2 protein-coding genes (1 of these 2 running past the window's edge) are annotated in these 13,166 nt (G+C 74.1%); both read left to right on the top strand.

The window, feature by feature from the left end:
* On the top strand, positions 1–1,885 hold the 3' portion of the coding sequence (locus ACIQNG_RS20865; protein ID WP_401487149.1) for an SDR family NAD(P)-dependent oxidoreductase. The gene continues 22,313 nt to the left of window position 1, outside the view; 1,885 of the gene's 24,198 nt are visible here — the last part of the coding sequence; its start codon lies off the left edge, out of view; it ends in the stop codon at positions 1,883–1,885.
* The coding region (locus ACIQNG_RS20860) for a type I polyketide synthase (RefSeq protein ID WP_401486776.1) at positions 1,882–13,166 on the top strand (11,285 nt) is incomplete at its 3' end. The genes ACIQNG_RS20865 and ACIQNG_RS20860, both read left to right, overlap by 4 nt.

The following is a 13,166-nucleotide window of genomic DNA, read 5'->3' as shown; positions in this document are numbered from 1 at the left end:
GGTGGCCGCGGATGAGGATGACGACACGCTGTTCGCGGCACTGCGCGGCCAGGGTGCCGTTGCCGACCGGTACCCCGACCTCGCCGAGCTGCCAGGACCCGACGCCGCCCCGACCGCCGTACCCCAGACGATCCTGGTCCCCGTCCCGCCCGCCGACCCGTCCTCGCCGGGTGCGGTGCACACGGCGGTGACCCGCGTCTTGCGGACCGTGCAGGCATGGCTCGCGGACGAGCACCTCGCGGCCACCCGCCTGGCTCTGGTGACCCGGTCCGCGGTGGCCACCGACGGCGGCGACGTGGCGGACCTGACCGGCGCCGCCGTCTGGGGCCTGGCCCGCTCGGTGCAGGCCGAGCACCCGGACCGCCTCACGGTGGTGGACCTCGACGAACGCGACGAGTCGCTACGGTCACTGGCCGCCGCCCTCGCCACCGACCAGCCGCAGGCGGCGGTACGAGTCGGCGCGCTGTTCGTCCCCCGACTGCGGCCGATCCAGCGCCGGAGGGCCGACGAAGCGCCGGACACACCGCTGCTGGACCGGCGGGGAACCGTCCTGATCACCGGGGCGACCGGCACCCTCGGCGGTCTGGTGGCCCGCCACCTGGTCCGCGAGCACGGCGCCGGCCGGCTCCTGCTCGTCGGCCGCCGCGGCGCCACGGCACCGGGGATGCCGGAGCTGGTCGCCGAACTGACCAAAGTGGGCGCGCAGGTCACCGTCGAGAGCTGCGACGTCGGCGACCGCGACGCCCTGGCCGCGGTGCTCGACGCGGTCCCGACGGAACACCCCCTCACCGCGGTGGTCCACGCGGCCGGAGCGCTCGACGACGGAACCGTCACGTCCCTGACCGGCGACCAGGTCGCGAGGGTGTTCCGCCCGAAGGCCGACGCCGCACTGCATCTGCACGAACTGACCCGCGACCGGGCCGACCTGCGAGCCTTCGTGCTGTTCTCCTCCGCCGGTTCCACGCTCGGCTCCGCAGGACAGGGCAACTACACGGCCGCCAACGCGTTCCTCGACGCCCTGGCCCACCGGCGCCGGGCGGAGGGGCTGCCCGCGACCTCGGTGGCGTGGGGCATGTGGGAGGAACGCAGCGGGATGACGAGCCACCTGGACGCGACCCACGTACGGCGGATCACCCGCGACGGGGCATCCCCGATGTCCACCGCCGAGGGCCTCGCGCTTCTCGACACCGCCCTCGCGACTGGCCTCCCGGCCACGGTGGCGGGGCCGGAAGCGACCCGTCGGCCCGCCCCGGACCTGCCCCCCGTGCTGTGGGGAGCGAACGGCGCCGCACCGCGACCGGCCGCCGCCGGAGCGGAGCGCAACGCCGTGCCGTTCGCCCAGCGACTGGCCGGTCTGCCGACGCGGGAGCGGGACGAAGCCGTGCTCACCCTCGTCCAGAGCACCGTCGCCGACGTGCTCTCGCACGCCGACGCGGACCGGATCGACCCCGACCGCGCCTTCAAGGAACTGGGCTTCGACTCCCTCACCGCCGTCGAACTCCGCAACCGGCTGACCACCGCCATCGCACGTCGACTGTCACCGTCGCTGGTGTTCGACTTCCCCACCCCACGAGCCCTCGCCACACACCTGCGCGGCGAACTGCTGGGCTCCGCCTCGATCGACCCGGTGCTCGCGAACCTCACCGAACTGCACACCACCCTGTCGTCCCTGGAGGCCGACGACGCGGTACGGGACCGGCTCGTCGCCCGACTGCAAGGGCTGGTGTCCGTGCTGACCGGCTCAGCGGGGCAACGGGACCGCGAGCCGGACTCCGACGACAGCGACATCGAGGCCGCCAGCGCGGACGAAGTGCTCGCGATCCTCGACCAAGAACTCGACGACTCGGCAGCACCATCCGGGCCGCAAGGAGGTAACGCAGGATGACCGAGGACCCCAAGCTCCTTGACTACCTCAAGCGCGCCACGTCGGAACTGCGGCAGACGCGACGGCAGTTGCGCGAGAGCGAGGCCCGCCGACGCGAACCGCTGGCGATCGTCGCCATGAGCTGCCGGTTCCCCGGCGGGGTGGAGTCGCCGGAGGACCTGTGGGACCTCGTGGCGGCGGGCGGGGACGCGATCGCGGACTTCCCGTCGGACCGGGGCTGGGACCTGGGCGCGTTGTACGACCCGGACCCCGACCACTCCGGCACCTCGTACGTGCGCGAGGGCGGATTCCTCCCCGACGCGGGCGAGTTCGACGCCGAACTCTTCGGTATCAGCCCGCGCGAAGCGCTCGGCATGGACCCGCAGCAGCGGCTTCTCCTGGAGACGTCGTGGCAGCTGTTCGAGCGGGCCGCCCTCGACCCGACCGGCCTCGCCGGCAGCCGCGTCGGGGTCTTCGTCGGCCTCAACGGACAGGACTACGCCACCCGGTTCCCCGTCGTGCCGGAGGAGGTGGAGGGCTACCTCGGCACGGGCAACGCGGCGAGTGTGGCGTCGGGCCGAGTGTCGTACGTCTTCGGGTTCGAGGGCCCGGCGGTGACGGTGGACACGGCGTGCTCGTCGTCGCTGGTGGCGCTGCATCTGGCGGCGCAGGCACTGCGTTCGGGTGAGTGCTCGATGGCGCTGGCCGGCGGCGTCACGGTGATGTCGACCCCGGGGCCTTTCGTGGAGTTCAGCCGCCAGCGGGGCCTCGCGGCCGACGGCCGATGCAAGGCGTTCGCGGCGGGCGCGGACGGCACCGGGTGGGGCGAGGGAATCGGCCTGGTGCTGCTGGAACGACTGTCGGACGCGGTGGCCAACGGCCACCAGGTGCTCGCGGTGATGCGCGGTTCGGCGGTCAACCAGGACGGTGCGTCGAATGGTCTGACGGCGCCGAACGGTCCGTCGCAGCAGCGGGTGATCAGGCAGGCGTTGGCGAACGCGGATGTCGCCGCCGCCGACGTGGATGTGGTGGAGGCGCACGGTACGGGCACGAAGCTGGGTGACCCGATCGAGGCGCAGGCGCTGCTGGCGACCTACGGGCAGGACCGGCCGGAGGGTCGTCCGCTGTGGCTGGGGTCGGTGAAGTCGAACATCGGTCATACGCAGGCGGCGGCGGGGGTCGCCGGTGTGATCAAGATGGTGATGGCCATGCGGCACGGGCGGCTGCCGGTGACGCTGCACGTGGACGAGCCGACGCCGGATGTGGACTGGTCTGAGGGTGGTGTCCGGCTGCTGACCGAGTCGGTGCCGTGGACGGTGGACGGACGGGTGCGGCGGGCGGGGGTGTCGTCGTTCGGGGTGAGCGGGACCAACGCCCACGTGGTGCTGGAAGAGGCGCCCGCGGTCGAGTCCGAGCCGCTGGACCCGGCTGTGGTGGAGCCGGTGGAGGGGCCGGTGCCGTGGGTGGTGTCGGGTCGTGGGGGTGCGGGTCTGCGGGGTCAGGCGGCGCGACTGGCCGAGTTTGTGCGGGGCCGGGACGGTATGGATGTCGGGGGTGTGGCCGCGGGGCTGGTGAGCCGGGCGGTGTTGGAGGACCGCGCGGTGGTCGTCGGCGGCGATGTCGAGGGTCTCCTCAAGGGCTTGGATGCGCTGGTGGATGGTGGGTCGGCTGAGGGGTTGGTGGCGGGGTCGCCGGTGGTGGGGAAGACGGCGGTGTTGTTCACGGGTCAGGGTGCGCAGTTCGCCGGTATGGGTGCGGAGTTGTATGAGCGGTATGCCGTGTTCGCGGCTGCGGTGGATGAGGTGTGTGCGGTTGCGGACGGGTTGTTGCCGGAGCCGCTGCTGCCGGTGATCTTCGGTCACGGGGACCGGGGTGACTTGGTGGATCGGACCGTGTTCGCCCAAGTCGGGCTGGTGGCGGTGGAGGTGGGGTTGTGGCGGCTGCTTGAGGATTCCGGCGTGCGGGTGGATGTGCTGGTCGGGCATTCGGTGGGGGAGATCAGTGCGGCTGTGGCGGCGGGGGTGTTGAGTCTGCCGGATGCGGTTCGGCTGGCGTGTGTGCGCGGGAGGTTGATGCAGGGGTTGCCGGAGGGTGGGGTGATGGTGTCTGTCGCTGTTCCGGCCGGTGAGGTCGAGGCGCGTGTGGGTGGGGTGGACGGGGTGTGGGTGGCGGCGGTGAACGCGCCGGAGGCGGTGGTGCTGGCGGGTGAGCGGGACGCGGTGCGCACGGTCGTGGAGGAGTGGGCCGGTGAGGGGGTGCGGACGCGGTGGTTGCCGGTGTCGCACGCGTTCCACACTCCGCTGATGGACCCGGTGCTGGAGGAGTTCGCCGACGCCGTCGCTGACATCGAGTTCAAGGGTGCGGAGATCCCGGTCGTCTCGACGGTGACCGGGGAGTTGGCCGGGCCGGATTTCGGGAGCGCGGGGTATTGGGTGGAGCATGCGCGGCGGCCGGTGCGGTTCGCGGATGCGGTGCGGGCGGCGCGTGAGGTGGGTGTACGGGTGTGGGCCGAGGTCGGTCCGCAACCGGCTCTCTCCGCCGCACTGCCGGACCGCGAGGGCGAGGTGGTCGCGGCGTTCATGCGGCGTGACCGCGATCAGGCCGCCGGTGTGCTGGGCGGTCTGGCCCGCCTCCACGTCCACGGTGTCGAGGTCGACTGGAAGCACTGGGTGCCGCAGCAGGCCGTGGAGGTGCCCACCTACGCCTTCCAGCGGCGTCGCTACTGGCTGGAGCCCTCCGCTGCCGCCGCCGAGGCACACACCGACCCCGCCGCCGCGGAGTTCTGGGCCGCGGTCGAGCGCAACGACCTCGCCGCCCTGGGCATCGAAGAGGACACGCCCCCGGACGCCCTCCTTCCCGCCCTGTCCGCCTGGCGGCGCACCCACCAGGAACGCCGGACCCTCGCCGCCTGGCGCTACCACGTCACCTGGAAGCCCGTACCGGACCCCGCCACCGTGGCCCTCACCGGCACCTGGCTCATCGTCGGCCGCGACACCGTCGCCTCGGCGCCCTTGGCCGCGATGGTCGAGAGCGGCGGGGCCCAGGCACAGATCCTGACTGTCGCGCCCGGGACCGACCGGGAGCGGCTCGCCGACCAACTGCGCGCGGTGTCCACGAACGCCGCGTCCCCCACCGGAGTGTTGTCCGCTCTCGCCCTCCCTGGCGACGAGGGCGACCTACTGGACTACGCGAACGCCCTCTCCGGCTACGAGACCGCACTCGCCGACAACCTGACCCTGCTGCAAGCACTCGGTGATGCCGGGGTGTCCGCGCCGCTGTGGTGCCTCACCAGCGGTGCGGTGGGCAGGGGCGGCGACGACCCGGTGCGCGCCCCCGAGGCCGCCGCCATGTGGGGTCTGGGCCGGGTGGCCGCCCTCGAACACCCCGACCGCTGGGGCGGTCTCGTAGACCTGCCCGCCGATCCGGACGAACAGGCGTACCGGCGCCTCCGCCTCGTACTGACCGGCGTCACCGGCGAGGATCAGGTCGCTGTCCGGGCCACTGGGTTGCTCGCAGCCCGTCTGCGCCACGCCACGGACCCCATCGACGGCGAACGGGCCGAACGGGCCGAACGGGCTGAACGGGCCGAACCGGTCGAGCCGGTCGAGCTGGCCGATCCGGGGCGGTCGCTGCGAGGCACCACGCTGATCACCGGCGGCACCGGCGCCCTCGGTGCCCACGTAGCCCGCTGGCTCGCAGAGCGCGGCGCCGAGCACATCGTCCTGCTCAGCCGCCGCGGCCCGGATGCGCCCGGCGCCGCCGACCTCCGGCGCGACCTCGAAGCACACGGCACCCGGGTCACCATCCGCGCCTGCGACATCAGCCGCCGCGCCGAACTGGCCGACGCGATCGCCGCCCTGCCCGCCGAACATCCCCTGACCACGGTGGTGCACGCCGCCGCCGTGCTGGACGACGCCCCCCTGTCGGCGCTCACACCCGACCGGCTGGCCACGGTGCTGCGGGCCAAGGCGACCGCCGCCCGACACCTGGACGAGCTGACCCGGGACCTGCCGCTGACATCCTTCGTGCTGTTCTCCGCCTTCGGCGGCGTACTCGGCAGCCCCGGGCAGGGCAACTACGCAGCGGCCAACGCCGTCCTGGACGCGCTCGCCGAACAGCGCCGGGCCGCGGGACTGCCCGCGACCTCGATCGCCTGGGGGGCCTGGGCGGGCGACGGCATGGCGGCGCGGACCGAGGCGACCGCGCGCCGACTGCGTCGCTCCGGTGCCCGGCCGATGCCGCCCGCACTCGCGCTCGCCGCCCTCGGCCGGGCGCTGGAGGCCGACGACACCACCGTCGCGGTGGCCGACGTCGACTGGTCCCGCTTCGCGCCCACCTTCACCGCCGCCCGTCCCAGCCCGCTCCTCGAAGACCTGCCCGAAGCCCGCGACGCCCACCCCACGGACGCCGGTGACACGACGGCCGACCTGCCGGAGACGGCGCGGCGGCTGGCCGCGCTGCCCGGAGCCGAACGGCACGCGGCCGTGCTCGACCTCGTCCGCGAGCAGGTGGCCGCGGTCCTGGGGCACTCCGCGTCGACGGGCGTCCAGTCCGAGCGCCCGTTCCGGGACATGGGCTTCGACTCGCTGACCGGCCTCGACCTGCGCAACCGCCTCACCGCGGCCACCGGCCTGACGCTGCCCGCCACGCTGGTCTTCGACCACCCGACCGTCGGTCGGCTGACCGCGCACCTTGACGCCGAACTGGCCGCCGCCACCGGCACACCGCAGCCCCGGCCGGACACCCTTCAGCAGACGCAGACGCAGACGCAGACGCCGGCCGCCGACGAGCCGATCGCCATCGTCTCCGTCGCCTGCCGGCTGCCCGGCGGAGTGCGCTCGCCCGAGGACCTGTGGACGCTGCTGGCGGACGGCGTCGACGCCATGGCCGAGTTCCCCACCGACCGCGGCTGGGACCTCACGCGGCTGTACGACCCCGACCCCGACCGGACCGGCACCTCCTACGTCCGGCACGGCGGGTTCGTCTCCGACGCGGCCCTCTTCGACGCCGCCTTCTTCGGGATCAGCCCGCGTGAGGCGCTGGCGATGGACCCGCAGCAGCGGCTGCTGCTCGAAACGTCGTGGGAGGTGTTCGAGCGCGCCGGGATCGACCCGTCGTCGCTGCGCGGCAGCCCGACCGGGATGTTCGTCGGCACCAACGGGCAGGACTACCCGGCGCTGCTCGCCGACGCGCCGGACGGCGAGGACTTCGCGGCCACCGGCAACGCGGCGAGTGTCCTGTCCGGGCGGGTGTCCTACGCGCTCGGTCTCGAAGGCCCCGCCATGACCGTCGACACCGCCTGCTCCGCCTCCCTGGTCAGCATCCACCTGGCCGCCCAGGCGCTGCGCCGGCAGGAGTGCTCCCTCGCCCTGGCGGGCGGGGTCACCGTGATGAGCACCCCCGCCGCGTTCGTCGGCTTCAGCCGCCAGCGCGGCCTCGCGCCCGACGGCCGCTGCAAGCCCTTCTCCGCCCGTGCCGACGGCACCGCGTGGGGCGAGGGCGTGGCCGTCCTGCTGCTGGAACGGCTTTCCGACGCTCGTCGGAACGGCCACGAGGTCCTCGCCGTGGTGCGCGGTTCGGCGGTGAACCAGGACGGGGCGTCGAACGGTCTGACGGCGCCCAACGGTCCGTCGCAGCAGCGGGTGATCCGGCAGGCCCTGGCCGACTCCGCGCTGAGCGCCACGGACGTCGACGCGGTCGAGGCCCACGGCACCGGCACGGTGCTGGGTGACCCGATCGAGGCGCAGGCCCTCATCGCGGCGTACGGGGACCGACCGGCGGACCGGCCGCTGCGGATCGGCTCGATCAAGTCGAACATCGGGCACACGCAGGCCGCCGCGGGCGCGGCCGGGGTGCTCAAGATGGTGCTCGCCCTACGGCACGGCCTGCTGCCGCGGACCCTGCACGCCGAGGAGGCGTCCCCGCACGTGGACTGGTCGGCGGGCGAGGTGGCGCTGCTGACCGAGGCGGTGTCGTGGGACCGCGACGGCCGCCCGCGCCGGGCCGGCGTCTCGTCGTTCGGGGTGAGCGGCACCAACGCCCACGTCATCGTCGAGGAGGCCCCCGAACGTCCGGCACTCCCGGCGCCGGAGGAGCCGGGACAGCCAGGGCAGCCAGGGCAGCCAGCGGAGACCCTTCCTGGGGAGCCACACCTCGGCAAGGCACACCTCGGCAAGGCACACCCCGGGGAAGCGCACGCGGAAGCGCTGCCGTTCCTGCTGTCCGCCCGCGACAGGGCCTCCGTAGCGGCCCAGGCCGCCCGGCTCCACGAGCACCTGACCGCCCACCCCGACGCGACGCTCCCGGACGTCGTTCACTCGCTGGCCACCTCCCGCGCCGCCCTGGAACACCGAGCCGTGGTACTGGCCCCTGACCGGGACGAGTTGCTCGGCACGCTCGCCGCGATGGCGGACGGCGCCCCCGCCCCCGCGGTGCTGCGCGGCGAGGCCGCCGAGGGCCGGATCGCCGTGCTGTTCCCCGGACAGGGCAGCCAGCACGCCGGTATGGGCCGCGCCCTGTACGCCCGCCACCCCGAGTTCGCCGCCGCCCTGGACGAGGTGTGCGCGGCGTTCGCCCCAGAGCTGGACCGGCCCCTCCTCGACGTCATGCACGCCGAACCGGACACCGCCGAGGCGGAACTCCTCGACCGGACCCGCTACACCCAACCCGCCCTGTTCGCCATCGAAGTGGCGCTCTACCGGCTGCTGGAAGGGTGGGGCCTGCGCCCCCACTACATGCTGGGCCACTCCATCGGCGAACTGGCCGCCGCGCACGTCGCCGGAGTACTCACCCTGCCCGAGGCGGCACGGCTCGTGGCCGCCCGCGGCCGGCTCATGCAGGAACTGCCGGCGGGCGGCGCGATGCTCGCCGTCGCCGCCGCCCCCGAGGACCTGGCGCCACTGCTCCACGGCCGGGAACACCAGGTGGGTGTCGCGGCGGTCAACGGCCCCGCCGCCACCGTGCTGTCCGGCGACGAGGACGCGATCCGGGACATCGCCGAACGGTGCGCCGAACTGGACGTCAAGACCAAGCGGCTACGGGTCAGCCACGCGTTCCACTCAAGCCGGATGGACGGCATGCTCGACGCGTTCGGCGCCGTCGCGCGCGGTCTCGACCTCGCCCTCGCGCAGATCCCGATCGTGTCGAACGTGACCGGCACGGCGCTCACCGCCGACGAGGCCACCTCACCGGAGTACTGGGTGCGGCACGTACGCGAGACCGTCCGCTTCCACGACGGTGTCCGCTGGCTGCGCTCCCGAGGCGTCACCGTCTTCGTCGAACTGGGCCCGGACGGCGTGCTGTCCGCGATGGGCGCCGGATGCCTGGCCGACGAGGCGGCCGAGGTGGCGTTCGTGCCCGCGCTGCGCACCACCTGGCCGGAGCCGCGCGCCATCACGGCCGCGCTCGGCGAACTCCACACCCGCGGTGTCGAGATGGACTGGCCGGCGATCACGAAGGGCTGGGGCGGACGGCGCGTTCCGCTGCCGACCTACCCGTTCCGGCGGCGGCGGTACTGGCCGGACGCCGTCACATCGGCGGTGGCCGGGACCGACCCCTTGGACACCCGCTTCTGGGCGGCGGTGGACCGGCACGACGTCGCGTCGCTCACCGGTGAGCTGGGCGTGGCCGAGACGGCGGGACTGCCCGAGCTGCTGCCGGCGCTGTCCGCGTGGCGCGAGCGCAGGCACACCGAGTCGGCCGTCCAGGACTGGCGGTACCGGGTGACCTGGAGCCCGATCACCGGCCTGCCCAGGCCCCGGCTCACCGGCACTTGGATCGTCGTCGCGCCGTCCGGACCTGAGGCCGCGACGGAGACGGCCGGTGTGCTCGCCGCGCTGAGCCGGGCCGGTGCGCGACCCGACCTGCTCACCGTCGGCCCGGACGACGACACCGACGCGGGCGCGGCACTGCGGGCCCGGCTCGACTCGGCGGCGGAACCCCCGGCCGGAGTCCTGTCCCTGCTCGCGCTGGACCGCCGGCCACACCCCGCCCACCCCGAACTGACCGCGGGCCTGAGCGGAACCGTGCGCCTGGTGCAGGCCCTCACCGAGACCGAAACCGAGACCGAAACCGAGACCGAAACCGAGGCCGAGACCGAGACCGAGGCCGACACCGAGGCCGGGGCCGTGATCGAGGGCGCGACCGAGGCCAAGGCCAAGGCCGGGGCCGTGACCGAGGCCGACACCCGACTGTGGTGTGTGACGCGCGGCGCGGTCGCCGCCGACCGCTCGACGGCCGTCACCGACCCCGTGCAGGCGCAGGTCTGGGGCCTCGGCCGGGTCGCCGCCCTGGAACACCCGCAGCACTGGGGCGGTCTCGCCGACCTGCCCGCCGGTACCGCTGCACCCGCCACACCACCCGCCATTCCCGCCATTCCCACCACTCCCGCCACTCCCGACGACACCGCGTACGACCACCTGTGTGCCGTCCTCACCGCCCGCCCCGGCGGCGAGGACCAGGTCGCCATCCGCGCCAGCGGCGTCCTCGGCCGACGCCTGACCCGCTCGGCCCACCCCGCCACCGGCACCTGGCGCCCCCGCGGCACGGTCCTGATCACCGGCGGCACCGGTGGGATCGGCGCGCACGTGGCCCGCTGGCTGGCCCGCTCCGGCGCGGACCACCTCGTGCTCGTCAGCCGCAGCGGAGCGGACAGCCCCGGCGCGGCCGACCTCCTCGCCGAACTGGGGCCCCGGGTCACCATCGCCGCCTGCGACGTCACCGACCGCCAGGCCGTCACCGAACTCGCCGACCGGATGGCCGCCGAGGGCCGCCCGATCCGCGCCGTGCTGCACGCCGCGGGCATCAGCCGCCACGCGCGGATCACGGACACCACGCCGGAGGAGATCGCCGCCACCGTCGCCGCCAAGGCCACGGGCGCCGCCGTCCTCCACGAAGTGTTCGCGGACGCCGAACTGGACGCGTTCGTACTCTTCTCGTCCATCGCGGGCGTCTGGGGCAGCGGCAGCCAGGCGGCCTACGCGGCGGCCAACGCCTATCTCGACGCCCTCGCCGAGCACCGCCGGGCGCAAGGGCTCCCGGCCACCTCGGTGGCATGGGGCGCCTGGGCGAGCATCGGCATGGCCGCGAGCGACGAGGCGGCCGACCAACTGCGCCGCCACGGAATCACCGTGATGGACCCGGACCGGGCCGTCGTGGCGCTGCGCCAGGCCATCGCCGACGACGAGCCCGCTATCACCGTCGCCGACGTGGACTGGGACCGGTTCGCGCCCCTGTTCACCGGCGCGCGGCCGAGCCCGCTCCTCACCGACCTGCCGGAAGCCACGCGCGGGCGGACAGCCACTCACCCGGACGACGAGCCCGCGCCGGTGGCGAGCGACCTCGCCCGGCGCGTGGCCTCCCTGCCGGAGACCGACGGTACGCAGCTCCTGCTGGACCTCGTACGCGCCGAGGCCGCCGCGGTCCTCGGCCACGCCGACCCCGACGAGGTCGACCCCGGCCGTGCCTTCCGCAGCCTCGGCTTCGACTCCCTCACCTCGATCCAGCTGCGCGACCGCTTGGCCGCCGCCACCGGTACGCCGCTGCCCGCCACCCTCGCGTTCGACCACCCCACCCCCACCGCCCTGGCCGCGCGGCTGCGCGACACCCTGCTGGGGCTGCGGCCGGACCCCTCGCAGACCGGCCCGGCGCGGACCGGCCTCAGCGGCGACAGCGACGGCGATCCGATCGTCATCGTGGGCATGAGCTGCCGGTTCCCCGGCGGGGTGCAGTCGCCGGAGGACCTGTGGGACCTCGTCGTGGCGGGCGGGGACGCGATCGCGGACTTCCCGTCGGACCGCGGCTGGGACTTGGCCGCGCTGTACGACCCGGACCCGGAGCGAAGCGGCACGTCCTACGCGCGCGAGGGCGGATTCCTCTACGACGCGGGCGAGTTCGACGCGGAGTTCTTCGGCATCTCGCCCCGCGAGGCGCTGGCGATGGACCCGCAGCAGCGCCTGCTGCTGGAAGCAGCCTGGGAGGCGCTGGAACGGGCGAACGTCGACCCGGAGTCGCTGCGCACGAGCCCGACCGGAGTGTTCATGGGCACCAGCGGCCAGGACTACGTGTCCCTGCTGGGCGGCGCAGGCGGCGCGGCGGAGGGCCACCTGGCGACGGGGAACGCGGCGAGTGTGGTGTCGGGCCGGCTGGCGTACGTGTTCGGACTCGAAGGCCCGGCGGTCACGGTGGACACGGCGTGCTCGTCGTCCCTGGTGGCGATGCATCTGGCCGCGCAGTCGCTGCGCGCCGGCGAGTGTTCTTTGGCGCTGGCCGGTGGAGCGACGGTGATGTCGACCCCGGGAGCCTTCATCGAGTTCAGCCGTCAGCGGGGTCTTGCACCCGACGGGCGGTGCAAGCCGTTCGCGGCGGGAGCCGATGGTACGGGCTGGGGTGAGGGTGCCGGTGTGCTGTTGCTGGAGCGGTTGTCGGACGCGGTGGCCAACGGGCATCGGGTGCTGGCGGTGGTGCGCGGCTCGGCGGTCAACCAGGACGGTGCGTCCAACGGCCTCACGGCCCCCAACGGTCCCTCGCAGCAGCGGGTGATCAGGCAGGCGTTGGCGAACGCGGATGTCGCCGCCGCCGACGTGGACGTAGTAGAGGCACACGGTACGGGTACGACGCTGGGTGATCCGATCGAGGCGCAGGCGCTGCTGGCGACGTACGGGCAGGACCGGCCGGAGGACCGGCCGCTGTGGCTCGGCTCCGTGAAGTCCAACATCGGTCACGCGCAGGCGGCTGCCGGGGTGGCCGGTGTGATCAAGATGGTGATGGCCATGCGGCACGGGCGGCTGCCCGAGACGTTGCATGTGGACGAGCCGTCGTCGCACGTCGACTGGTCTGCGGGTGAGGTGCGTCTGCTCACCGAGCCGATGCCGTGGCAGGCGAACGGGCACCCCAGGCTGGCCGGGGTGTCCGCCTTCGGAGTCAGCGGCACCAACGCCCACCTGATCCTGGAAGAGGCACCAGTGGTGGAGCCGGCCGTGGTGCAGCCGGTGGAGGGTCCGGTGCCGTGGGTGGTGTCGGGGCGTGGGGGTGCGGGTCTGCGGGGTCAGGCGGCACGCCTCGCCGAGTTCGTGCGGAGCCGGGACGGTGTGGACATCGGGGGTGTGGCCGCGGGGCTGATGAGCCGGGCGGTGCTGGCGGACCGCGCGGTGGTCGTCGGTGGTGACGTGGCGGAACTGCTGGCGGGCTTGGACGCGCTGGTCGATGGCGGGTCGGCTGAGGGGTTGGTGGCGGGGTCGCCGGTGGTGGGGAAGACGGCGGTGTTGTTCACGGGTCAGGGTGCGCAGTTCGCCGGTATGGGTGC

Source organism: Streptomyces sp. NPDC091377 (genome assembly GCF_044757045.1).
GTDB lineage: Bacteria > Actinomycetota > Actinomycetes > Streptomycetales > Streptomycetaceae > Streptomyces.
The sequence above is the reverse complement of the archived record's forward strand: the minus strand, read 5'-3'. Positions and strand labels throughout refer to the sequence as shown.